The sequence below is a fragment of the Deinococcus terrestris genome (assembly GCF_009377345.1).
Classification (GTDB): domain Bacteria; phylum Deinococcota; class Deinococci; order Deinococcales; family Deinococcaceae; genus Deinococcus; species Deinococcus terrestris.
Genome location: NZ_WBSL01000005.1, coordinates 66,523 through 89,950 on the forward strand (window position 1 = coordinate 66,523; position 23,428 = coordinate 89,950).

Consider the following 23,428-nt stretch of genomic DNA (forward strand, 5'->3'; position numbering starts at 1 on the left):
CAAGGGAGCCAGCGCATGACCTCTCCCGACCTTCCTACCCTCGGGCCGGTCGAGACCTCAGTGCGGGGGGCGCAGGCAGCGCTGGACGAGCTCTGGGCGCAGACGCAGGTGGAGACGCGGGCTTACACCGGAAACATCGTGGCGCTGACGGTGGGACGGCACCTCGCGCGGGTCGAGGAGGCGCTCGCCGGGCTGGAGGGGCGGTACGCGGGGCGGCAGATTATCGGGGTGATGGACGGGGGCGGCGAGGTGCGGGTGCAGGTCAGCCTCGTGCCGCAGCCGGGCGGGCTGTATATCGAGCGCATCCGGCTCTCTGCCGACCCAGAGAGCCTTCAGGGGGCCATCCTCCCGCTGCTGCGCCCCGCCACCGTCAACCACGTGTGGTGGGGGGCCGACACCCGCCCGGAAGGGGTGCTGCTCTCCGAACTCACTGAGATCGCCGATCAGGTCATCGCGGACAGCCTCACCCTCGACATTCCCCCGGCGCGGCACTACGCGCTGGCCGACCTGGGCTGGAGCCGCTCAGCGGGCTGGCGCGAGGCGGTGGCGCAACTGTTCGACAGCCCCGACGCGGCGCGGCAACTCGCCGGGGTGCGCGGGCTGGAGGTGACCTACGCGGGGAAAACGACCTCCCCGCCCGCCTCTTTGCCGGGTGGGTGGCGAGCATACTGGGCTGGCCGGACCTCGGCGGCGTGACTTACCGCCCCGGCGACTGCGGACGCGAGAACGGTGACCTGTGCGGGGTGACCCTGCTGGGCGAGGGGGTGCGCTTCACGCTCACGGCGGCCGGGGGCGACCTCGTGCGGACCGGGTGCGAGTGGCCGGGCATGACCCGCCAGACCGAACTGAACGTGCCGCGCATGACCCTGGCGGAGGGCCTGGCCCGCGTGATGGCCCGCCCGGAGCGCCGGGAGGTCTTCGAGCGGGCGTGGGCGCTGGCGAAGGCGAGCCTGGGGGGGTACTCGGGGGGAGTGGGGGTCGCGGAAGGTGACGCCCACTTCTGACCCACAAAGGCAGCTTGGCAGGGTGACGGGTCGGCTTTCGCCCCCTCGTCAGCCTGCTTCCCTGCTGGGGAACCGGCAGGCGCAGAGGCCGGTCGCGCCGTCCGGGGACGCGGGTCGTCAGCTCCTGATCCTGGGCGAGTCGGGCCAGGACAGACGCGAACGGGGGTAGCCTGCACCCAGGAACCCGCTGCTGGCCCGGCCCGTATGGGCTGCTGGCACGTCCGCCACCATCCGCGTTCTCGCTCCTCTCCCTGGAGGTTCCATGACTGCCCACTCCCCCCGCAAGGCCCTGATCCTCACCCTCGCCCTCCTGACCGGAGGCGTGGCTGCCGCGCAGACCGCCCCCGCCGCGCCCGTCCCTGCTGCGGCCCGGACCGCCCTGCCCGCCGGGGTGACCCTCGTGACCGAGGTGGAGGGCATCCGCGAGTACCGCCTGCGCAACGGGCTGCGCGTGCTGCTGTTTCCCGACACGTCGCGGACCACCTTCACCCTGAACGTGACCTACCTCGTCGGCAGCCGCCACGAGGGCTACGGCGAGACGGGCATGGCGCACCTCTTGGAGCACATGGTCTTCAAGGGCACGCCGACCAGCGGCAACATCCTGGAGAGCCTGGGCAAGCGCGGTGCGGACTTCAACGGCACCACCAGCCAGGACCGCACCAACTACTTCGAGACGATGACCAACAGCGGGGACAACCTCGCCTGGGCGATCCGCATGGAAGCCGACCGTATGGTGAACTCGAAGATCAGCGCGGAGGACCTCAAGACCGAGATGACGGTCGTGCGGAACGAGTTCGAGGCCGGGGAGAACAACCCCTTCGGGCTGCTGTACAAGCAGGTCCAGTCGGTGGCCTTCGACTGGCACAACTACGGCAACACGGCCATCGGCAACCGCTCGGACGTGGAGAACGTGCCGGTTTCGCGCCTCAAGGCCTTCTACCAGCGCTACTACCAGCCTGACAACGCGGTGGTGACCCTGGCGGGGAACTTCGATGCCGCGCAGGCGCTGGGCATGATCGCCGACGCCTTCGGCCCTATCCGCAGGCCCTGGCGGACGCTGCCGCCGCTGTACACCGTGGAGCCCGCGCAGGACGGCGAGCGCAGCGTGACCGTGCGGCGGGTGGGCGACCAGCAGTTTCTGCTGGCGGCGTACCACATGCCCAGCGTGCGGCACCCCGACATGCCCGCGTTGATGGTGCTCGACCAGATTCTGGCCGACGAACCCGCCGGGCGGCTGTACAAGGCGCTCGTGCCGACCGGGCAGGCCACCGCCATCGCCAGCCTGACGAACAGCGCCAGCGACCCCGGCCTGATGATGTACGCGGCCGTGCTGGGCAAGGACGATAACGCCGCGCCTGCCCAGGCGACCCTGCTCGCCACGCTGGAAAATGCGAGCAAGACGGCCTTTACCGAAGAGGACGTGGCCCGCGTCCGCACCCGCGTGGTGAGCAGCTACGAGCAACTGCTCGCCAAGCCGGAGACGGTGGGCGTGACCCTCTCCGAGTACATCGCGGCGGGCGACTGGCGGCTGCTGTTCAAGCTGCGCGACGAGCTGGCGAAAGTGACCCCCGCCGACGTGCAGCGGGTGGCGGCCACCTACCTCAAACCCAGCAACCGTACCCTGGGCGTGTTCGTGCCCACCGCCCAGCCCGACCGGGTGGCGATCACCCCGGCTCCCAGCGCGGCCGAACTGCTCAGGGGCTACCAGGGCCGCGCGGCCATCGCCTCGGGCGAGACCATCGACCCCAGCCCCACTGCCCTTGAGGCCCGCATCCTGCGCGAGAAGGTCGCGGGCGCGGACGTGGCCCTGCTGCCTAAAAAGACGCGCGGCGAGCGGGTCGAGTTCGTCCTGAGCCTCGACTTCGGCAACCCCGACACGGCCCGCACCGGCAGGGACGCCGCCGACTTTATCGCGCCGCTGCTCACGCGCGGCAGCCAGGGCCTGACGCGTCAGCAGCTCAGCGACCGGCTGGAGGCGATCAAGACGCAACTGAGCGTGTCGGGGGGCGCGACCGGGGCCACCGTGCGCGTCAGCACCGACCGCCAGAACCTCCCCGAGGCCCTGGCCCTGGTCCGCAAGGTGCTGCGCGAGCCCACCTTCCCCGAGGCCGAGTTCGCGGAGATCAAGAAGTCGGCCCTCGACAGCCTCGAAGGGGGCCGCAACGAGCCGGAGGCGGTCGCCGGGCAGGCCCTCTCGCGGGTCTTCATGCCCGAGGGGGCCAAGCGGGGTGACCTCGCCTACGTCCCCACCCTCGACGAGAGCATCGCGGATACCCGCGCGGTCACGCTGGCGCAGGTGCGCGACTACTACGCGAAGGTGTGGGGCGCGGGCCGGGCCCAGGTCGCGGTGGTCGGGGACTTCGACCCGCAGACGATCCGGGCGGCGCTGCCGGAGCTGCTCGGCGGGTTTGCCAGCGGCGTGCCCTACCAGCGCGTCATCCTGCCACTGACCACCCCGAAGGCGCAGGACCTCGTGCTGAACGTGCCCGACAAGGCGAACGCCGTGTACCTCGCCAGCCTGAACTTCCCGCTGCGGGACGACCACCCCGACTACCCGGCGCTGGCCGTCGCCATGCGGGTCTTTGGCTCGGGCACCGACTCGCGCCTTTTCAACCGCCTGCGCCAGCAAGACGGCCTGAGCTACGGCGCGGGCGGCGGCGTGAACGTCTCCAGCCAGGACGAGAAGGGCAGCTTCAGCACCTACGCGATCTTCAATCCCGGCGTGACCGACCGGGTGGCGACCGCCATGCGCGAGGAACTCGTCCGCGCCCGCGACCGGGGCTTTACCGCCCAGGAGATTGAGGCCGCCAAGTCCGCTCTCCTTCAGGAAGCCCGCGTGGCCCGCAGCGACGACGCCAACCTCGCCTCCGGCCTGGCGAGCCAGCTTTACCTGGGCCGCACCTACGCCTTCCGCGCCGGGTTCGAGGAGCGGCTGAAGACCGTCACTCCCGAGATGGCGCAAGCGGCTTTCCGCAAGTACGTGGATCCGGCGAATCTGGTGGTGGTGCGGGCGGGAACGTTCGGGAAGTGAGCCGGGGCTTGTAGCTGGTGGAGGGGAAGAGCGTGAGGGACGGCGTTTTTCTCCTTCCCTTCTTGTGGGGCAGGGGTAGCAAGCGCCAGCTTGGCCTCACGGCGTCACCGGGAAAGAGAGGCCTGAACCTCCCCACTGGCCTCGGACGCCCGCCTCGTTCACCCCCTCTGCAAGCAGCTCTACGAGTCCCAATCTCCCCCCTCTCCTTCAGAGCTTTGCAAGCCAAGGGGAGGGGCTTTTTTGCCCCGCAGCACCCACCTCCCCTGCCGAACCGGAGTTCTACCTTTTGTTCTCTACAAGCCACAGCCCACGCGCCGCAAGCCCCATACTCTCCCCCGTGAACGCCGCCGAAGTCCTCTCCGACCTCGCCGTCTCCCTCGGCGCGGACGCGGTGGGCTGGGCGCCCGCGCAGGTTCCGGCCCCGGCGGTGGCTGAGTACGCGAGCTGGCTGGGGGCGGGGCGGCACGCGGGAATGGAATACCTGGAACGGCAGCTTCCGGCCCGCTCGGACCCGGCCTCGCGGTTGGAGGGGGCGGGGAGCGTGCTGGTGCTGGGCGTGTCGCACGCCTTCGCAGACCCCGGCATCCCTCCGGGCGGCGTGCGGGTGGGGCGGGTGGCCCGCTACGCCTGGACGCCCGACTACCACGACCAGCTTCAGCCCGTGCTGACCCGGCTGGAGGAGGAAGCCGCTCGGCTGGGCGTCCGGGCACGCGGTTACGTGGACCACGGCCCGGTGATGGAGCGCCTCTTCGCGGCCGGGGCCTTTCTGGGGTGGCGGGGCAAGTCGGGCATGACCGTAAGCACGCGGCTGGGGGCGTTCGTGACGCTGGCGGTGCTGCTCACCGACCTGCCGTTCGAGGGCACGGCCGAGGCCCATCCCGACCGCTGTGGCCGCTGCTTCCGCTGCGTGGCCGCCTGCCCGACCGGGGCCATCGGGGACGACCGTAAGATTGACGCCCGGCGCTGCATCTCGTACCTCACCATCGAGCACCGGGGGCCACTGCCGCACGACCTGCGCCCCGGCGTGGGCGACTGGCTCTTTGGCTGCGACGTGTGCTCGGAGGTCTGCCCGTGGAGCCAGAAGGCGGGGCCGCTCGCCCGGCTGTTCCAACCCCACCCGGAGCTGGCGCACCCGGACCTCTCGGCCTTTTTCGGCGTCAGCGAGCGGCAGTTCGAGCGCCGCTTCGCGGGCACCGCCTTCCTGCGTCCCCGCCGCAAGGGCATGGCCCGCAACGCACTGACCGTGCTGGGCAACACCCATGCGCCCCAGGGCTGGTCCCTCCTGCTCGCCGGGGCGGAGGACCCTGCCTGGGAGGTCCGGGAGGCGGCGGCGTGGGCGCTAGGGCAGTGGAATGAAACGGGCCGGATGCGCCTGCTGCTGGACGACCCCCACGAGGCGGTGCGGGAGACGGCGGCGCGGGCCTTGACCCCGGCTTCATGAGGACAACTCTGAGTCTTTTCCCACTCGTCAGCCTCCGGCGGACGTGATGAGGTGGGGGGCATGGCGACCCTGACCGAACAGTTCATGCAGGCCCTGCGGACCACCGAGGACAGCCGCGATCCGACCCCCCTCGTGGAACTCTTTGCGGAAGATTCGACCCTCCGCAACCTGACCACCCAGGAGTGGAGCGGCAAGGACGGGGCGCGGGACTTCTGGACCCGCTACCTGGAAAACTTCGACACCATCCACAGCGAGTTTTTCCACCACTCTGACGACGGCAGCACGGGGCTGATGGAGTGGGAAGCGACCGGGCAGCTCGCGGGCGGGCATGACATCGCTTACCGGGGTAGTAGCGTGATCGAGCACGACGGCCAGAAGGTGCAGGCCTTCCGCACCTACTACGACTCGGCCGCCTTCGTGAAGCCCGCCGTGGAGGGCAGCGAGCAGAGCTGAGCCCCGCCCTTCCCCGCCGCCCCGGTTCTCCCCTGCGAGACCGGGGCACTGCTATGCCTGAGCGCTAAAGACGAACTCAAGGCGCGTCCCTCACCCGGCGCCGCTAGCATGGGGCCATGCGCCCCCGCTCTCCCCTGCTGCCCCTCCTCGCGGCGCTCCTCTCCCTCTCTATTCCGGCTGAGGCCGCGCAGACCGCCGCCGCGCCCGTCCTCAAGCCCACGGTCACCGCCCGCTACCCGCACGACCGGGGGGCCTTTACCCAGGGCCTCCAGTACCTCGGCGGGGGCACCCTGCTGGAAAGCACCGGGCAGGTGGGCGAGTCGGGGGTGCGGCGGGTCAATCTGCGGACCGGGCAGGTGCTGAGGCAGGTGCCCACGCCGATCGCCAGCGCCTTCGGGGAGGGTGTGACGTTGCTGGGCGACGTGGCCTACCACATCACCTGGCAAACGGGCGTGGCCTTCGCCCTCGACGGCGAGACGCTGCGCGAGCAGGGGCGCTACCGCTATACGGGCGAGGGCTGGGGCATCACCCACGACGGCAAGAGCCTGATCATGAGCGACGGTTCCTCCAGCCTGTTCTGGCGCGACCCGCGCACCTTCGCGGTCACGCGGACCCTGCGGGTCACTGACCGGGGCCAGCCCGTGAAGAACCTCAACGAGCTGGAATACGTGCAGGGCCAGATTTACGCCAACGTGTGGCTCACCGACCGCATCGCCCGCATCGACCCGCGCACGGGGCGGGTGACTGCGTGGCTGGACGTGGGCGAGCTTCTGGAGGAGGCCAGCGACCGCGCCGACCGTTCCGGGCGCCCGCTCACCTTCGATGACGTGCCCAACGGTATTGCCTACGTGCCCGAACGCGGCACCTTGCTGCTGACCGGCAAGCGCTGGCCGGTGCTGTTCGAGGTCAAGGTGCCGGGCGTGACGGCGGTGACGACCAAGCGGTGACGGTCCCGCCCCAGCTCATCGTGCTGCGCGGCAACTCGGGCAGCGGCAAGAGTTCGGTCGCCCGTGCCCTGCGCGAGCGTTCCGGGTATGGAATGGCCTGGGTGGAACAGGACTACCTGCGGCGCGTGCTGCTGCGAGAGCATGACGTGCCGGATGGCAAGAACATCGAGCTGATCGCCCTGAATGTCAGCTATGCCCTGGAACACGGCTATCACGTCGTTCTGGAAGGCATCCTGACGGCCCGGAATTACGGCCCGATGCTGGAGCGTCTGCACCACGAGCACGGGGGATCGAGCCACTTCTATCTCTTCGACCTCCCCTTCGAGGAGACGGTGCGGCGCCACGCCACCCGGCCCCAGGCGCGGGAGTTCGGGCCGGAGATGATGCGCGGCTGGTATCAGGAACGCGACCGGCTGCCGTTCGTGGAGGAGCGGATCATTCCCGCTGACAGCACGCTGGAAGCGACCGTCGAACGGCTCTGGCACGAGACGGGATTACAGCACGCTCAGGACGCCGTCGGCTGACGTCCCTGCGCCAGCCTCTCCCCCACCGCCTGCCAGATCGCCTCTGACAACTCGGCCTCGCCTCGCGCAGCGTCGAGAACCAGAAAGCGCTCCGGCTCATGACGGGCGAGGTCGAGGAAGCCCCGGCGCACCCGCTCGTGAAAGGCGAGGTCGGCCTGTTCTAAACGGTCGGGCTGGCCTCGCTGCGCGGCCCGGTGGAGTCCCAGCGCCGGGTCGAGGTCCAGCAGCACCGTCAGGTCGGGCGTGAGGCCGCCCGTCACCTCCGCCGTGACGGCCCGCAGCAGCCCCGACTCCAGCCCCCGCCCTGCCCCCTGATAGGCGAGGCTGGAGTCGGCGTAGCGGTCGCACAGCACGACCTCGCCCCGCGACAGCGCCGGGCGCAGCACCTCGCGCACGAGCTGGGCGCGGCTGGCCGAGTACAGCAGGAACTCGGGGAGAGGGTCCATGTCGAGCGCGGGGTCGAGCAGCACCTCACGCACCCGCGTGCCCAGCCCGGTGCCTCCCGGCTCGCGGGTGACCGTGTGGGCGACTCCCGCCGCCTCCAGCCGCACCGCGAGCCGCCGGAGCTGCGTGCTTTTGCCCGCGCCCTCGGGACCCTCGAAGGTGAGGAAGAGGGGGGTCATGGGGCACCTATCCGGGAGGTGACCGCGAGGACCGGGGGGCGGGCCGCTGGTCGCTGGCGGCTGGAAGCCTTCTTCACAGCCCCGTCGGATGGTGCAGGAACTGCCAGGCCAGCCCGAACTCGTCCTCCAGCTTGGCGGCGAGTGCCCGCACGCCGAACACCTCAGTCTCGTAGTGCCCGGCGTAGACCACGTTCACGCCGTACTCGAAGGCGTCGTGGAAGTGCTTGTGCTCGGGTTCGCCGGTCAGCAGGGTGTCGAGGCCCGCGGCGGCAGCCTCCGCGACCGCGCCCGCCCCGCTGCCGCTGAGGATGCCCAGGCGGTGGACCTCGGGGTTCCCGCCGCCGTGGACGAGGCAGATTTCCCCGGTCAGTTTCTGCACCCGGTCGGCGAAGTCCTGCAACGACTGGGCGAAGGGCAGCTCGCCCGAGAGTCCGATCTTGTGCCCCTGCCAGTCCCCGAAGGGCCGCGCGTTCTGAAGGCTCAGGGCGCGGGCCATCATCGCGTTGTTGCCGACCTCGGGATGGGCGTCTAGGGGAATATGCGCCGCGTAAAGGTTCAGGTCGGCCATCAGCGCCGTGCGGACGCGCTCGCGGTGCGGCCCGGTCAGGGGCAGCGGGCGGCCCCAGAACAGGCCGTGGTGGACGAGCAGCAGGTCGGCCCCGCTGTCGGCGGCGGCCTGAAGCGTCTTGACGCTGGTGTCCACGCTGGCGGCCACCCGGCGGATGGTCGGCGTGCCCTCGATCTGGAGACCGTTGAGGCTGGGGTCGGGGTAGGCGCCGATCTGGAGGTAGTCATTGAGCCAGCGCACCAGCGTGTCGCGCTCGATCTCGCCGCGCTGGGTCTGGAGGGTCGCTTCGGTCATGGGGGGCATTCTAGGCGCGGGGGCTCAGAGCGGAACGTCCCGGACCACGCTTTCGTGCCTCCCCTCGACCACCTCCAGCCGGTTGCCGAAGGGGTCGCGTAGAAAGACGCGCGGCACCCCAGCCTCGGCGTCGGCCCGGTAGACCACCCCGTGCGCGTCGCAGTGTGCCTGAAACGCGGCGAGGTCGGGGCAGCGCAGCGCCGGGTGCCCCTTCTCGCGCGGCACGAAGTCCGGCGTCACGCCGACATGCACCTGCCGCCCGTCGGGGAGGGCGAACCACGCGCCGCCCCGCGCCCGCAGCGCCTCCGGCTTGAGCAGCTCGGGCAGTCCCAGAAAGACGCCGAAAAAGGCCCGCGCCGCTTCCTCGCACCCGGCGGGGGCTTCGATCTGGAGGTGGTCGAGGCCGGAAATCAGGGAGGGCATGACGGCAGTATGAAACCGCACGGCGCAGGCCGACTGTCCTTGCAGCGGGAACAACACCGGCGACTCAGAACCCGAAGAAGTCCACGATCAACGCGGTCGCGTCGGGACCGCAGGGATCGCTGTAGGACCCCGCCGTGCTGCCACCGGGCCAGGCGTGCCCCAGCCCCTGAACAACGTACCGGCGCAGCAGGACGCTGCCGTTCGTGCTGTCTCTGTAGTCGGAGCGGGTGTAGGACCGGCAGGCCGTCGCAGTCGCCGTGGCGTCGGCCACGCTGTCCACGTTGCCGTTGTCCACCCCGTCCGTGGCGAGGTCGTTGGTCTGGGCGAACTGGGCGAGGGTCTGGGTGCCGTTGAGGGGATTGACCGTGCTGTCGGCCGTGCCGTGAAAGACCAGGGTCGGCATGGGGCGGCGCAGGCTGCCCATGTCGGCGGCGCAGGCAGAGCCGCGGGCATTCGGGTCGTACAGGCTGCCGTTTCGCATCGCGTCCACCGAACCGGTCGCGGTCGTCGCGGCCCTGTATTGCAGCCCCGCCACCACCGCGACCCGGCGGACGTGGTCGGGGTAGGTGCAGGCCAGAAGGCTCGACATCGCTCCCCCCGCCGAAATCCCGGCGACGCCGACGCGGGCGGCGTCCACCCGGTAGCTGGCCTTGACCCGGGCGATCATCCCCGCGATCAGGGACGGCTCACCGCTGCCCCGGCGCTGGTTCACGTCGTAAAACCAGTTCCAGCAGTCGGCCCCGTTGTAGGCGCTGCCCTGCTCGGGGTACAGCACCAGGAAGTTCCGGGCGTCGGCCTGCACGTTCATGCGGGTGCCTGCGGCAAAGTCGTAGCCGTCCTGGGTACACCCGTGCAGCATGACCATCAGCGGGCGCGCCGCGCTGCCGTTGTACCCGGCGGGCACCCACAGGCGGTAGAAACGCGACCCGTAGGCATTGGTGTAGGTGCCCGACACCCAGGCTCCCGTCGCCTGAGCGCTCAGCCCCGACCCACCGGCAGCCGGGGCAGGGCTGGAGACAGCGGGGGGACGGGACAGCTCCGGACCGCAGGCGGTGAGCAGCAGGGCAGTCAGCAGGGCAGCGGGACGGTTCATGGCAGACCTCGCAGGGGGAGAGAGAAAGCCCCGCCCCCCAGGGACGCGGGCTGTCAGCAGCAGTGTGGACGCCCCGACCCTAACGGCCCGCCGTCACGCCGCCGTTACAGGGCGGCCCTCTGGATTCCGTGCTTTCTCGCCGTCCGCCCGCGCCCGTCTGGGGTAGCCTGCGCCCCAAGCATGCCGGTCTCCCCTCCCAGAACCGTCGTCGCCGTGCCTGCCCGCAACGAGGCCGGGCGGATCGGCCGGGCCGTTCGCGCCCTGGCCGCGCAGGTGGGCGCGGGCGGCAGGCCGCTGACGGGGTACGAGGTCTGGATTCTGGTGAACAACTCTGCCGACGACACGGCGGGGCGGGCGATGCAGGCCTCTCCCGTGGGCGGCCCGGTGCGGGTGCTGAGCTGCACCCTGCCCCCCGGCCAGGCCAACGTGGTGGGCGCCCGCCGCGCCGCGCTGGAGCTGGCCGCCGCCCGGCTGGGGGAGGACCCGGACGGGTTGATCGTGACCACCGACGCCGACAGTGTGCCCGCCCCGGACTGGCTGTGGCAGTTGCAGCGGGCCGTCTGCTCCGGGGCCGACGCCGCCTGCGGGCGCATCCTGCTGCGGCCCGAGGAACGGGCGCGGCTGCCCGGCCTGGTGCGGCGGGTGTACCTGCAAGACGCGGCCTACCGGCTGGCCGCCGAGCGCCTCACCGCGCGGCTCAACCCCGACCCCTTCGACCCCTGGCCCCGGCACCACCAGCATTTCGGGGCGAACTTGGCCCTGACCCTGCGGGCCTACCGCGAGGTGGGCGGCGTGCCCGACGTGCCGCACCTGGAGGACGTGGCGCTGGTTCAGAGCCTGCGCCGCCACGACCTGCGAGTCCGCCGCACGCCGCACGCCCGCGTGCACACCAGCGCCCGCCTGAGTGGCCGCGTGTCCCTGGGCCTGAGCACCCAGCTCGCCGAGTGGCATGCGGACCCCGCCGCGTGGCGGGTGCCCGGCGCCGCCGAGGTCGCGGCCCTCGCCCGGGCGGAGGCCGCGCTGAAGGAGGCCCGGAAACAGGGCTGGCACCCCGGACTGCCGGGGCGCTGGCTGGCCCCCGCCGCCGTCCTGCGCCGGGCGCTGCGTGCCCCCACCCTGGGGCTGGGGCTGGAACTCGCCCACGCCGCCCGGCTGGGGGCGGGGCTGTGGGCAGGGCACTACGCCCCGGTGCCCGTCGCGCGGGCGCTCGCCGAGGTGCGCGGGCAACTTCAGGGCGCGGCGCCGGAGGGGGAGGCCGCTCAGGACTCCGGCTTGCCGAGCACGTCCAGCCGGTAGCGCTCGTGGCGCTCGCCGTGGCGGTGCGTCAGGGGCGCGGGCGTGCGGCGCAGGGCAGCCTCGTGCACCGCGTCGCCCGTCTGCGGGTAGTCGGGGACGAAGGGCGTCCAGTGCACCAGCACCAGGTCGCCGCCGGGGGCCAGGCGCCCCGTCAGCGCGTCCAGCACGGCTTCCAGGTCGGCAGTGCTGAAGTAGTAGCCCACCTCGGAAAGGACGATCAGGTCGAAGGGGCCGTCTGGGGCCTCTTCCGGCAGGCGGCGGCGCTCGAAGGTCACGCCCTGGCGGCCTCGGTTGCGCTCGCGGGCGCGGGCCAGGGCCTGCTCGCTCACGTCCACACTCAGCAGGGCGTCCGCCCGCCCCGCCAGCAGGCCGGTCAGCACCCCGATGGAGCAGCCGACCTCCAGAGCGCGGGCGTAGCGCTCACGCGGCAGGGCGGTGAGGGTGCGGGCGTACTTGGCGTGCTCGTACTCGCTCGTCTCGAAGTTCCAGGGGTCGGCGTTGGCGCGGTACACGTCCTCGAAATAGCCGTCGTCCAGGGTCTTGTCGGGGGGGGTCATGCGGGCACCTCCTGGGTCAGGACCTCATGGTACGTCTCGGTGCCGCTCAGCGCCCTCTCCACCAGGGTCGCGGGCAGGGTGAAGCCGTGCGGATCGTCCGCGATCAGGCCGAGCTGGGTGCGGTGGGCCAGGATCGCCCGCCGCTTGGGGGCCAGCCAGGGCCGCACGTCCAGCGTGAGGGGCCGGGTCTCGCCGGGGCGGGGGTGGTCGGCACTCTCGCCGCGCTCCTCCAGCCAGACCGTATAGGCCAGCCGCCGGACGGCGGGAAAGGCGCGGGCCGCCGAGAGCAGCGGTGCCCACGCCGCGCGGTGGTCGGGGTGGGGATCGCGTGCCCAGGGCAGCAGCAGCGTGCCGGGCGGGGCCTCCCGGAAGGCGGCGAGGGCACCCCCGGCGATGGCCCCGGCGCAGGCGTGCAGTTCGCCGTCGGGCAATCCCAGCGCCCGGGTTCGCGCCCCGGGGACGCCCAGCTCGGCCAGCCCCGCCCGCCACTCCGCGAGCCTTGCCCCGGCCAGCCGCTCACGCGGGTACGTCTGCGAGTTGGGATGAGACAGCCCCCCGTCGCTGAGCAGGAGCACCCACACCTCCTGCCCGGCTCCGGAAAGTGCGGCGATCAGGCCGCCGCACCCCAGCGCCTCGTCGTCGGGGTGGGGAGAGACGACCCAGACCGGGCCGGGGAGGGAGGATGGGGTCAGCGGCTCGCGGTGGCTCACCCCTCCTCCCAGGGGCTATTGCGGTCCTCGGGGGCGTCCAGCAGCCACGCGCCCACCGCCAGCCGCGCCGCGTCGGGGGCAGGCTGCCGGAGGTACATCCGCAGGTCGCGCAGCAGCCGCTCGGTGGGCCAGGGCGCCAGCAGGCCACGGGCACCCACCGCCCGCTCGGCGGCCTCGGCGGCGAGCAGGCAGGCGTCCTCGGTGGCGGTGCGGGCCAGGGCCACGTACGCGAGCAGGGGGGCAGGGTCAGCCCCGTCCGGCAGGGCGTCCATTCGTCTCTGGGCCTCGCGGGTGAGCTGCCAGGCTGCCTCCAGCCGCACCGCCACCTCCGCGAAGCGCAGGCGCTGCACGTCGTCCCCCGCACGGCCCAGGCCCCGCAGGACCGCCCGCGCCGAGGCGACCACGGCGTCCGCCCCGCCGAGTTGCACGGCCAGAAAACGCAGCGCCCCGCCGCCGAACTCGGGCTGGCGGTAGTAGTCGCCGGGCTGCCCGATCAGGTCCTCCTCCCTCACCTGCGCCCCGGTGTAGTCCACCCGGCCCGAGACGGTCGCCCGCATCCCCAGCGGCTGCCAGAAGGCGTGGTCGGGAGTGCCCGGCTCGCGCCCGGTGGGGAGCAGGACCATCACTCGGCCTCCCTCGGCCTCGGCGGGCAGCAAGGGGCGGGTCACGTGCCCCAGCCCGGAGGCGAAGGTCTTGCCGCCCGTGAGGGTCAGGCCCTCCGCCGCCCGCACCAGCCGCAGCCCCGGCCCGTCCTCGGTGTTCCACACGCCGAACAGCTCCCCGGCGTGGGCGTCCCGGGCGGCGCGGGCGAGCTGAGCGGGCGTGCCGTAGCGCTGGATCAGCCCCAGCGCGTTGACGTGGCCCTCGTAGACCCGGCCCACGGCCAGGCTGGCGCGGCCAATCTGCCGCAGCAGCCGCAGCAGCGCCTCGCCGCCCACGTCCCGGCCGCCCAGCGACGCGGGCAGGGGGGCGGTCAGCAGCCCCGCCCCCTGCAGGGCCTGGAAGGAGGCGGCGGGAAAGGCCCCGTCGGCGTCCCGCGCGGCGGCCTCGCCCTCCAACGCGGCGGCCACGGCGGCAGGCAGTCCGGCAAACGCAGCGTCCGGACGCTGCGGCGCCCCTGAAGTCCTGTCGGTCACCCCCGCACGATACGGCGTGGGGGACGCGGCGGGCGGTGGGGAATGACCCAGCGGGAGGGCAGGCCTGGAGAGGGGAAGCGACGGTCGGACTTCAGAGTGCCGCCGTCAGAAACGCGAGGAGGCCCGTGCTGCACGCGCACGGGCCTCCTGCAGATGCTTCTTGGTGGCGATGCCCGGACTTGAACCGGGGACCTAACGATTATGAGTCGTTCGCTCTAACCAGCTGAGCTACATCGCCTTGAAAAGTGCCCCGCGCAGTGGCGGGGCCTTGTGGTGGAGCTGAGGGGATTCGAACCCCTGACCTTCTGAATGCCATTCAGACGCGCTCCCAACTGCGCCACAGCCCCGAAGGCCCGGTTAGATTACAGCGGAGCTTCCACCTTGTCAACGCCCGGCCCGGCGCTGCGGGCCGCCAGCCGCACGTACCCCTCGATCAGGTGGACGACCACCGGGTTGTGCGTGTGCACGCCGTGGGCCTCGCCGGGGCCGCCCTCGTCGATAAAGTGTGCGATCACGGCAGCCTCGCCGTCGCGGGCGAGCAAAAAGGGACGCTGGCCCTCGGCGGCGATAGGGGGCAGGCCCGCGAGCGCGGCGCGGCGCAGCTCCACCCCGCGCGGGGTCAGGCGCTCCAGCCGCTCGGCCAGGGGCGTCTCGCCCGCCATGTAGACCCGCTGCCGGGCATTCAGCGTGAGGTCCTCGCACAGGCTGCGGATGGCCGCCTCCCCGTAAAGGTGGTACACCGCCTCGGGGGCGGGGTCGGGAGCGAGGCGCGAGAGGTCGCGGTCGAGCGCCCCGAGGCGGTCATCAAAGGAACGCCGCGCCCGCGCGAGGTACTCACGGGCACTCAGGGGGGCATATTCCAGCGGGTTCTGGCCGACCCGCGCGGCCAGGCCCCGGCCCTCAAGGCGTTCCAGGGTCTCGTAGATCTTGGGCCGGGGAATGCCTGCCTGCCGCGCCACGCGGGCGGGCACGGCGCGGCCGAGGGCAAGCAGAGCAGTGTAGGCCCGCGCCTCGTACTCGGTCAGGCCCAACGCTTGCAGGTGAATCACGGCGCTCATCTGCGCCCAGCATACGGGAAGCCCGGTGCGGGGTCCGGCCTTGGCGGGGTCCCCGCGCTCAGGCCGCCGTGTCCGGCGTGGCCTCCTCATCCGGCCGGGGGGCGAGTTGCCCGATGCCCAGCAGCAGCAACCCGATGACAGCGGTCGCCGCCCCCCGCAGCAGCCCGCCAAGGTCACCAAAGTCCAGGAACACCAGCTTCAACGCCCCCACCCCGAAGGCGGCCAGCCCCACCCACCAGCGCAGCGGGCGCCGCGACCGCCGGGCCTCTGCCAGCAGCGCCACCGCCGACGCCAGCAGCACGGCGGTCGAGGTCAGCGTGAACGGTCCACCGCCGCCCAGGAGAAACTCGGTGGTCCGGCCCGCCAGCGCGAGCAGCGCCAGGGTCAGGGCAGGCAGGGCCACGTCCTGCACCGGCAGGAGGCCGAGCCACCACTCGGCCTGATCGCGGTCGCCGCGAGGGTCCGGGCCACGTCTGAGCCGCCTCCATCCGGCAGGGGTGCCCAGCAGGGCCAGGGCGGCCCCCGTCGCCGCCGCACCCAGCAGGCGCCAGAGGCCCACGCCGGAACCCGCAGGCCCCTCCAGCATCGTCCCCACGCTGGCCAGCACTGCCACCCCCAGCACCGGCCAGGCCCGCCAGGGGGGCCGAGTCTCGCCGGGCAGGGCCGCGAGGACCACCGCGAGAAGCGCGAGGAAGGGCGCGGCCCGTTCCTCCACCCCGTCCACCTCCGGCCCAGTCAGGAGGCCCAGGGCAGCGGTCCCCACGGCGAGCCCCTCCAGGCCCCGGCGCAGCCCGGCAGGCAGCAGCGGGCGGTGCACCCCGGCGAGGGCATACAGCAGCCCGCCCGCAAGCAGACCGTGCACCGCGAAGGCCCCGCCAGTGGGCGCGGAGACCACCCCCAGCGGGATCAGAAAGAGCCCGCCCGCCACCGCGCCCCACACCAGTGTGCCCGCGAGCCGCCCGCGCCCGGCGCGGTGCAGGGCCAGGGTCGCCGCCGAGAGCAGGACGACCACTCCGGCCGACGCGAGAAAGCGCGTTCCCGAGCCGAGGCTTCCCAGCCAGCCCCCCGACAGGGAGAACCCGTGCACCAGCGTCACCGAGGCCAGGCCCGCGACGGCGGCCCCCGCCCGCCCCGCCAGCACGAGGCCCCCGCCCAGCGCCAGGGCCGCCACGACGGGCGACGACGGCCAGGGGCCTAGCAGGTGATCGGCCAGGATCAGGCCCAACCCGGCAGCCCCCACCCCGCGCCACACCGGGGAGTGCAGGCCCGCCCCCAGCAGCGCCACCCCCGACGCCAGCCCCAGCAGCCGGGTGGAGGTCCGCCAGCCGTCCAGCCCCAGGGCCAGCGCCCCGCCCAGCGTGCCCACGCCGACGCCCAGCACCGCGTCCCGCAGCGCGGCGGCGCCCGGTCCCCGGCGGTGCAGCCCCAGCGCCAGCCCCCCGCAGATGGCCCCGACCCCCAGCAGCGTGGCAACCACGAGCGGCCGCGCCGCCCCCGGACCGTCGTCCAGAGCCCGCAGCAGCGGCGCCGCACCTGCCAGCCCCGCGAGCAGGACCCCGGCCGCTCCCAGGAGGACTCGCCCCGGCAGCCACGCGGGGACGGCAGCGGCCACGTCTTCCCGCTCGCCGCGCAGGGCGACCGCCAGCGCCGCGCACACCGCGCCCAGCAGCAGCCCGCCCCACAGCAGCGGGTGCCCGGCTTGCCCGTGAAGCTGCGTGGTGACGACCAGCCCCAGCAGTCCCACCGCCGGGAGGAGGGCCAGCAGGCCGCTGCCCGCAGGCCGCAGGCGCCGCTCCGCGAGGACGGTCGCCCCGGCCACCCCCAGCAACGCCAGCCCCGGAAAGGTCGGCTCCCCGAGGTTGTCGGCCAGCAGCCACGTCGCCAAGCTCGCGCCGCTGAGCGCCGTGGCGGTGCCCAGCAGTCGGCCCCGCGCGGCCCCGTGCAGACCGACCCCCAGGCTGAGCGCCAGAATCGCGGCCAGGACCGTGCCCGCCGAGGCCACCTCCGCCCCCACCAGTGCCCCCAGGCACAGGGCGAGGAGGCCGTACCCCAGCCCCCGCATCGCCTCCCCGATGACCGGCGCGGCCCGGCCCGCCGCCGCGTACAGGACCACGGCCAGGGCGGCGGCCACCCCCAGCAGCACCTCGCGGGTCAGGACGCCACTGCGGGCCAGCGCCGCGAGAAACCACGCCGCCCCCACCAGCGTGACCCCAGCCCCCAGGACTGCGAACACCGTGCGGGACGGGATGGGGGTGCGGGCAGGGCGCGGCACTTTTTCGGCAGGCTCATCTTCCGGCCAGACGGGGGCTGGCGGGGCGGCGCCCGGAGGGGCAGCCGGAGGAACATAGGGCTCCGGGTCCGCAGCAGCTTCCGGAGACGGCGGAGCGACGCGGACCCGCGCCCGCGTCTGGGCTTCCAGCGCCTCCAGGCGGTCACGCAACCCCCGCACCTCCCGGCCCAGAGCCGACAGGCGGACCAGCGCGGCGAGGCCCAGCACCAGCAGCGCGAGCAGCAGCAGGGACATGGGCGCAGCGTACCCGACAGCGGGTTGCGACGACCGGCCCCATCCTTGAGCGGGGCCTTCAACGCGAAGGGAGGAACGCGCCCCGCACTGGCGTGCACCGTTCACGCAAGCCCGGTCTGAAATGTGCCTCCGCTTGGACGCCGCCTGCCCGAGCGGCGAGGGTCAGACCGACACCGACACCCCACACGCCTGGAAAACCGCGGCGGCGGCGAGCACGTCCTCGCGTGAGGCGGCGGGGGTGTCGGCCAGGGGATAGTTCAGCCCACGGGCCTCCCACTTGCCGCGTCCGAGCTGGTGGAAGGGCAGGATCTCCACCCGTTCCACACCCTGCAACCCCGCCACGAACCGGGCCAGCCCCGACATGTTCGCGGGGTCGTCGGTCAGCCCCGGCACCAGCACGAAGCGCACCCACATCGGGCGGCCCAACCGCGCCAGCCGCTCGGCGAAGCGCCGCACCGGGTCGACCTCCGCGCCGGTCACCCGGCGGTGGGTGGCCCCGTCCCAGGACTTGATGTCCAGCAGCACGAGGTCGATCTCCTGCAAGTCCTCGTCGCTGAGGCGGTCGCCCAGCGCCCCGTTGGTGTCCAGTGCCGTATGCAGGCCCCGCGCCCGGCACCCGCGCAGCACCTCCATCACGAAGGGCGCCTGCACCAGCGGCTCTCCCCCACTCACCGTGACGCCGCCTCGCCCCGCCCGCATGAAGGGCGCGTAGCGCATCACCTCATTCACCAGTTCGCTTGCCTGAACTGGCTGCCCGTCCTTCAGGTGCCAGGTGTCGGGGTTGTGGCAGTACTGGCAGCGAAACTGGCAGCCGGTCGTCCACACGACCGTTCGCAGGCCGGGGCCGTCGTAGGCCGAGCCGGTGGTGTAGCTGTGGATGTAGCCGGTGAGGTCCTGCATGGCTGGGTGCCTTTCTGGAGGGAGGACGGGGAGATGACGTTTCCCCGCCCCCGGAGGGTCACATCGCCCCGTGGAAGGTGCGGTTCACCACGTCGAGCTGCTGCTCGCGGGTCAGCTTGATGAAGTTCACGGCGTAGCCCGACACGCGGATGGTGAGCTGCGGGTAGTTCTCGGGGTGCTCCATCGCGTCGAGCAGCGTCTCGCGGCCCAGTACGTTGACATTCATGTGAAAGCCGCCCGAGCCGAAGTAGGCGTCCAGCAGCCCGCTGAGGTTGGCCGCCCGTTCCTCCTCACGCCCCAGCGCCGAGGGCACCACCGAGGTCGTCCACGAGATGCCGTCCTGGGCACTCTCGTAGGGCAGCTTGGCGAGCGAGAGGGCCGCCGCGACTATGCCGTGCCGGTCCCGGCCATGCATGGGGTTGGCGCCGGGCGCGAAGGGTTCCCCGTGGCGGCGGCCGTCGGGGGTGTTGCCGGTATTTTTGCCGTACACCACGTTGGACGTGATCGTCAGGACCGACTGGGTGTGGGCAGCATTCCGGTAGGTGGGGTGTCCGCGCAGCTTGTGCATGAAACGCTTGACGAGGTCCACTGCGATCGCGTCCACCCGGTCGTCGTTGTTGCCATACTTGGGGAAGTCGCCCTCCACCACGTAGTCCACGATCAGTCCGCGCTCGTCTCGCACCGGGCGCACCCGCGCGTAGCGAATCGCCGCGAGGCTGTCGGCCACCACCGAGAGGCCCGCGATGCCGAAGGCCATCGTGCGCCGGGGATTGTGGTCGTGCAGCGCCATCTCGATTCGCTCGTAGGCGTACTTGTCGTGCATGTAGTGGATGCAGTTAAGGGCGTTCACGTACACCCCGGCCAGCCAGTCCATCATGCCGTCGAAGCGGGCCATGACCTCGTCGTACTCCAGCACGTCCCCGGCATAGACCTCACCCGCCGGGCCGATCTGCTCGCCGCTGATCTCGTCGCGGCCACCGTTGATCGCATACAGCAGCGTCTTGGCGAGGTTGACGCGGGCGCCGAAGAGCTGCATCTGCTCGCCCACCGTCATCGCCGATACGCAGCAGGCGATCGCGGTGTCGTCGCCGGTCAGCGGGCGCATCAGGTCGTCACTCTCGTACTGAATGGAACTCGTGTCGATGCTGACCTGGGCGCAGAACTCCTTGAAGCCTTCCGGCAGCGCGGGCGACCACAGCACCGTCAGGTTGGGTTCGGGCGACGGCCCCAGCGTGTACAGGGTGTTGAGGTACCGGAAACTGGTTTTCGTGACGAGCGGGCGGCCGTCCTGCCCGATGCCGCCTAGGCTCTCGGTCACCCAGGTGGGGTCGCCGGAGAAGAGGGCGTCGTACTCCTTTGTCCGCAGGAAACGCACGATCCGCAGCTTCATCACGAAGTCGTCCACGAGTTCCTGCGCCTCTTCCTCGGTCAGCCGCCCCCCGCGCAGGTCGCGCTCGAAATAGATGTCGAGGAAGGTAGAAGTGCGGCCCAGGCTCATTGCGGCGCCGTTCTGCTCCTTGACCGCCGCGAGGTACGCGAAGTACAGCCACTGCACGGCTTCCTGCGCGGTCGTGGCAGGCCCGGAGAGGTCGAAGCCGTAGCTCGCCGCCATCTCGCGCAGTTCGTGCAGGGCGCGGATCTGCTCGGAGAGTTCCTCGCGGTCGCGGATCACGTCCTCGGAGGAGGGAAGGTCGTCCAGGCTGGCCTTTTCCGCGAGCTTGGCCGAGACCAGGCGGTCCACCCCGTACAGCGCCACCCGGCGGTAGTCCCCGATGATGCGGCCCCGGCCGTAGGCGTCGGGCAGGCCGGTCACGATATGCGATTTGCGGGCGCGGCGAATCTCAGGCGTATAAGCGTCGAACACGCCCTCGTTGTGGGTCTTGCGGTACCGCGTGAAGATCTCGCGCACCCCGGGGTCCGGTGTGAAGCCGTAGTTTTCCAGGCTGCTTTCAACCATGCGCCAGCCGCCGTTGGGGAAGATCGCCCGCTTGAGCGGCGCGTCGGTTTGCAGGCCCACGATCAATTCGCGCTCCCGGTCGATGTAGCCCGGCGCGTGCGCGGTGATGGAACTCGGAATCTGCGACACGTCCAGCACGCCCCGCTCACGCTCCTGCCGGAACAGCTCCCCGAGCTGCGCCCACAGCGCCTGCGTGCGCGGGGTGGCCCCGGCCAGAAAGCTGCTGCCGCCGGTGTAGGGCGTGAAGTTGCGAACGATGAAGTCGCGCACGTTGATGGTGGTCTGCCAGGGGCCGGGGGTGAACTGGTGCCAGGCGTCAGGGGTCGCGGTGGGTTGCGGAATCCGGGGGGTCATGGCTCGCTCCTCCAAACAGAGGGTCACTACCTCGTGATGCCTTTCACGACCCTCTTTGACCCTATGCTACGGCGCCCCCTCCGGCAGGAGAAACAGTTCCGGACGGGGGGACTGACCATCCGGGGTGGTCAATGCCGGTGGGAGGGACGAGGCTGACCGGGGCGCAGCCAGCCCCAGAACGCCGCCAACGGAAAAACCCCGGCTGAGCCGAGGTTTCTGTGTGGTGGGCGGTATAGGATTTGAACCTACGACCCCTCGCGTGTGAAGCGAGTGCTCTACCGCTGAGCTAACCGCCCGAGACGTTCTGGTGGGCCCTGCCGGATTTGAACCGGCAACCAATCGGTTATGAGCCGACTGCTCTAACCGTTGAGCTAAGAGCCCTTGGGCCAGCGAGCGAGAGGAAGTGTACCGGGGGGGGCCGCCCCTTGTCAAACCTGGGGGCAGGCCGGGGTGGTAGCGTGCAGGTCATGCATGTCCTGCACGTGGCGTCCGAGGTCTACCCCTATTCCCGGTCGGGCGGACTGGGCGACGTGCTGGGGGCACTTCCGGCCGAGCAGGCCAGGCTGGGGGCCGAGGTGACGGTTCTCTCGCCGTGGTACGCGGCCCTGGCGGGAACGCCGCAGGAGGTCTGGCGCGGCGACATGCCCGGCGTCGGCCCCGCGCGGGTGGGCGAGCTGCGGGCGGGCGGCGTGCGCTTCGTGTTTCTGGGCCTGCCTGCTTTCGACCGCCCCGGCCTCTACCACCCAGACGACGTGGAGCGCTTCTGCACCTTCGGGCGGGCCGCGCGGCCGGTGCTGGAGGCGCTGGACCTGCGCCCAGATGTGCTGCACGGCCACGACTGGCAGGCGGGGCTGGTCGTCGCGCATGCCCACCTCGCGGGCTGGCGCACCGCCTTTACCATCCACAACCTCCAGTACCAGGGCCGCTGGAATCTGCCCGAGGCCCGCGCGTGGACCGGGCTGCCGGAGTGGGCCTTTTCCTCCGAGGGGATCGAGTTTCACGGCGACCTCAACCTGATGAAGGCGGGGCTGACCTTCGCGGACGCGGTCACGACCGTCAGCCCGACCTATGCCCAGGAGATCACCACGCCGGAGTACGGGGAGGGGCTGGACGGCCTGCTCGTACGGCTGACGCTGGAAGGGCGGCTGAGCGGGATTCTGAACGGGCTGGATCAGGACCGCTGGAACCCGGCGACCGACCCCGACATCGTGCCCTTTCGCGATCCGGCGGGAAAGGCGCCCAACGGCGAGCGCCTCCGCGCCGAGTTTGGGCTGGACGCGGCCCCGATTCTGGGCGTGGTGAGTCGCCTCGCGGACCAGAAGGGGATGGACCTGCTGCTGATGGCCCTGCCGGAGCTGGTGCGCGAGTGGAACGTGGTCCTGCTGGGGGGCGGGGATCCCCTCCTGACCGCTGCGCTGACGGGGTGGGACCACCACCCGCGCGTGGCCTTCGTGTCGGGGATGAACGAGCCCCTCGCGCACCGCATCTATGCAGGGGCGGACGCCTTTGCGATGCCCAGCCGCTTTGAGCCGTGCGGCCTGTCGCAGATGATCGCCCTGCGCTACGGCACCCTGCCGATCGTGCGGGCGACCGGGGGGCTGGTGGACACCGTGCCGGGCGATGTGGGTTTCCTGTTCGGGGACGCCACCCCGCAGGCGCTGACCGCCGCGTGCGCCGAGGCCTGCCGCGTGCTGGAGGACCGCGCCGACTGGGAGGCCCGCATGACCCGTGGGATGGAGCTGGATTTCGGCTGGGAGAGCCCTGCCCGGCACTACCTGGAGCTGTACGGGGGGCTCAGCGCAGGAAGGCCAGCAGCGCCGCGTTAAAGGCTTCGGGGTGGTCGAGGTTGGAGAGGTGCGCGGCCTCCGGGATGACCCGCAGCTCACCGCGCCCCGCGTCCGCGATCTCCTGGCCCAGTTCCACGGGCGTGATCTCGTCCTGCTCGCCCACGAGCACGAGGAGGGGCACCTCCAGCCCGCGCAGGGTGTCCCGGTGCTCGCCGCGCACGGCCATCGCCCGCAGCGCCCCGGCGATCCCCTCACGGGAGGCGGCCTCGATCATCGGGCGCACCCGGCGGAAGGTCGCGGGCGAGTGCTCCTTCTCGGCGGCCTCCACGATGAAGTCGCGGCCTTCTTCCTCCACCCGGTCGGCCTGCTCGCGGCGGTCCTCGGTCTTTTCGGGGGTGTCGGCCCGCAGCGACGTGTCGGCCAGCACCACGCGGGCGAAACGCTCCGGCGCCTGCCGCAGCAGTTCCATCGCCAGGTAACCGCCCATGCTCAGGCCCACCACGGCGAGGGGGTCACCCTCCGGCAGCGTTCCGAGCAGGTCGCGGGCGGCGTCCTCCAGGGTGGTCATCGCCCCCTCCTCTCCCCCGAAGCCGGGGAGGTTGGGAGCGATGACGCGGAAGCCTTCGGCCTCCAGCACGGCCCGCTGGTCGTCCCACATGGCAGCGGAAAGGGGGTAGGCGTGGAGGAGCAGCACGGTTCGGGGCGCGGGGGCGGTCATGGGGTCAGGCTAGGCCGCTGAGAGCGGAAG

The 23,428-nt window shown here is 72.0% G+C and carries 19 protein-coding genes, 4 tRNA genes and 1 pseudogene; 8 read left to right on the plus strand and 16 right to left on the minus strand.

Annotated elements, in window-relative coordinates:
* Nucleotides 1–15: 15 nt before the first annotated feature.
* The 6 genes and pseudogenes from F8S09_RS11630 to F8S09_RS11655 all read left to right on the plus strand — a co-directional run bounded on the left by F8S09_RS11630 (nucleotide 16) and on the right by F8S09_RS11655 (nucleotide 7,400).
* A pseudogene (locus tag F8S09_RS11630) lies at nucleotides 16–1,004 on the plus strand (glucose-6-phosphate dehydrogenase assembly protein OpcA).
* Between the two features lie 262 nt (nucleotides 1,005–1,266).
* Nucleotides 1,267–4,035 (plus strand): M16 family metallopeptidase, encoded by a 2,769-nt coding sequence (locus F8S09_RS11635; RefSeq protein WP_152871668.1) that lies wholly within the window; start codon nucleotides 1,267–1,269, stop codon nucleotides 4,033–4,035.
* Between the two features lie 337 nt (nucleotides 4,036–4,372).
* Entirely contained in the window at nucleotides 4,373–5,476 is a 1,104-nt protein-coding gene (gene queG, locus F8S09_RS11640; protein ID WP_322618767.1) for a tRNA epoxyqueuosine(34) reductase QueG, read from the plus strand.
* 60 nt (nucleotides 5,477–5,536) lie between these two features.
* Entirely contained in the window at nucleotides 5,537–5,929 is a 393-nt protein-coding gene (locus tag F8S09_RS11645; protein ID WP_152871670.1) for a nuclear transport factor 2 family protein, read from the plus strand.
* Between the two features lie 116 nt (nucleotides 5,930–6,045).
* On the plus strand, nucleotides 6,046–6,876 hold the full coding sequence (locus F8S09_RS11650) for a glutaminyl-peptide cyclotransferase (protein WP_152871671.1): 831 nt from the start codon (nucleotides 6,046–6,048) through the stop codon (nucleotides 6,874–6,876).
* On the plus strand, nucleotides 6,873–7,400 hold the full coding sequence (locus F8S09_RS11655; protein WP_322618768.1) for a kinase: 528 nt from the start codon (nucleotides 6,873–6,875) through the stop codon (nucleotides 7,398–7,400). The genes F8S09_RS11650 and F8S09_RS11655 overlap by 4 nt, the downstream gene beginning before the upstream one ends.
* Here F8S09_RS11655 and tmk read toward each other — a convergent pair.
* From tmk to F8S09_RS11675, 4 genes are all read right to left on the minus strand, one after another.
* Complete coding sequence (tmk, locus tag F8S09_RS11660; RefSeq protein WP_152871673.1) at nucleotides 7,382–8,023, minus strand: dTMP kinase; 642 nt, start codon at nucleotides 8,021–8,023, stop codon at nucleotides 7,382–7,384. The genes F8S09_RS11655 and tmk overlap by 19 nt on opposite strands.
* 73 nt (nucleotides 8,024–8,096) lie before the next feature.
* The gene (locus tag F8S09_RS11665) at nucleotides 8,097–8,885 is read right to left on the minus strand and encodes a Nif3-like dinuclear metal center hexameric protein (protein WP_194165321.1); all 789 of its coding nucleotides are present in this window, start codon (nucleotides 8,883–8,885) and stop codon (nucleotides 8,097–8,099) included.
* A 24-nt stretch (nucleotides 8,886–8,909) separates the two neighbouring features.
* Nucleotides 8,910–9,308, minus strand: coding sequence for a VOC family protein (locus tag F8S09_RS11670; protein ID WP_152871675.1), 399 nt, complete (start codon nucleotides 9,306–9,308; stop codon nucleotides 8,910–8,912).
* Nucleotides 9,309–9,372: 64 nt separating this feature from the next.
* Nucleotides 9,373–10,401, minus strand: a complete 1,029-nt coding sequence (locus F8S09_RS11675) for an extracellular catalytic domain type 1 short-chain-length polyhydroxyalkanoate depolymerase (RefSeq protein WP_152871676.1) — start codon at nucleotides 10,399–10,401, stop codon at nucleotides 9,373–9,375.
* Nucleotides 10,402–10,581: 180 nt separating this feature from the next.
* Between F8S09_RS11675 and F8S09_RS11680 the strand changes: the two genes are divergently transcribed.
* Complete coding sequence (locus F8S09_RS11680; RefSeq protein ID WP_152871677.1) at nucleotides 10,582–11,697, plus strand: glycosyltransferase; 1,116 nt, start codon at nucleotides 10,582–10,584, stop codon at nucleotides 11,695–11,697.
* On the opposite strand, the gene F8S09_RS11685 is transcribed toward F8S09_RS11680, so the two are convergent.
* The 11 genes from F8S09_RS11685 to F8S09_RS11735 all read right to left on the minus strand — a co-directional run bounded on the left by F8S09_RS11685 (nucleotide 11,661) and on the right by F8S09_RS11735 (nucleotide 21,274).
* Nucleotides 11,661–12,254: a class I SAM-dependent DNA methyltransferase gene (locus tag F8S09_RS11685; protein ID WP_152871678.1), complete on the minus strand. Its 594-nt coding sequence runs from the start codon at nucleotides 12,252–12,254 to the stop codon at nucleotides 11,661–11,663. The two genes, F8S09_RS11680 and F8S09_RS11685, sit on opposite strands and share 37 nt — an antisense overlap.
* The gene (locus tag F8S09_RS11690) at nucleotides 12,251–12,964 is read right to left on the minus strand and encodes a PIG-L deacetylase family protein (RefSeq protein WP_322618769.1); all 714 of its coding nucleotides are present in this window, start codon (nucleotides 12,962–12,964) and stop codon (nucleotides 12,251–12,253) included. Before F8S09_RS11690 ends, F8S09_RS11685 begins: the two co-directional genes overlap by 4 nt.
* Nucleotides 12,961–14,100, minus strand: coding sequence for an acyl-CoA dehydrogenase family protein (locus F8S09_RS11695; protein WP_322618770.1), 1,140 nt, complete (start codon nucleotides 14,098–14,100; stop codon nucleotides 12,961–12,963). The genes F8S09_RS11690 and F8S09_RS11695 overlap by 4 nt, the downstream gene beginning before the upstream one ends.
* A 161-nt stretch (nucleotides 14,101–14,261) precedes the next feature.
* Nucleotides 14,262–14,338: transfer RNA gene (locus tag F8S09_RS11700), tRNA-Met, on the minus strand.
* 33 nt (nucleotides 14,339–14,371) lie between these two features.
* Nucleotides 14,372–14,447: transfer RNA gene (locus F8S09_RS11705), tRNA-Ala, on the minus strand.
* A gap of 15 nt (nucleotides 14,448–14,462) precedes the next feature.
* Nucleotides 14,463–15,158: a TrmB family transcriptional regulator gene (locus F8S09_RS11710; RefSeq protein WP_152871681.1), complete on the minus strand. Its 696-nt coding sequence runs from the start codon at nucleotides 15,156–15,158 to the stop codon at nucleotides 14,463–14,465.
* Between the two features lie 58 nt (nucleotides 15,159–15,216).
* Nucleotides 15,217–17,682, minus strand: coding sequence for a hypothetical protein (locus F8S09_RS11715; protein WP_152871682.1), 2,466 nt, complete (start codon nucleotides 17,680–17,682; stop codon nucleotides 15,217–15,219).
* Nucleotides 17,683–17,844: 162 nt separating this feature from the next.
* A complete protein-coding gene (gene pflA, locus F8S09_RS11720) occupies nucleotides 17,845–18,582 on the minus strand; it encodes a pyruvate formate-lyase-activating protein (RefSeq protein WP_152871683.1) in 738 nt (245 codons plus the stop codon).
* A 58-nt stretch (nucleotides 18,583–18,640) separates the two neighbouring features.
* Nucleotides 18,641–20,893 carry a formate C-acetyltransferase gene (gene pflB / locus F8S09_RS11725; RefSeq protein ID WP_152871684.1) on the minus strand — a complete coding sequence of 751 codons (2,253 nt, stop codon included), beginning with the start codon at nucleotides 20,891–20,893 and terminating at the stop codon, nucleotides 18,641–18,643.
* Nucleotides 20,894–21,114: 221 nt separating this feature from the next.
* A tRNA-Val gene (locus F8S09_RS11730) sits at nucleotides 21,115–21,189 on the minus strand.
* Between the two features lie 9 nt (nucleotides 21,190–21,198).
* A tRNA-Ile gene (locus F8S09_RS11735) sits at nucleotides 21,199–21,274 on the minus strand.
* An 86-nt stretch (nucleotides 21,275–21,360) separates the two neighbouring features.
* Here F8S09_RS11735 and F8S09_RS11740 point away from each other — a divergent pair.
* Complete coding sequence (locus F8S09_RS11740) at nucleotides 21,361–22,719, plus strand: glycogen synthase (RefSeq protein WP_152871685.1); 1,359 nt, start codon at nucleotides 21,361–21,363, stop codon at nucleotides 22,717–22,719.
* On the opposite strand, the gene F8S09_RS11745 is transcribed toward F8S09_RS11740, so the two are convergent.
* Entirely contained in the window at nucleotides 22,688–23,398 is a 711-nt protein-coding gene (locus tag F8S09_RS11745) for an alpha/beta fold hydrolase (RefSeq protein WP_152871686.1), read from the minus strand. The two genes, F8S09_RS11740 and F8S09_RS11745, sit on opposite strands and share 32 nt — an antisense overlap.
* Nucleotides 23,399–23,428: the final 30 nt, after the last annotated feature.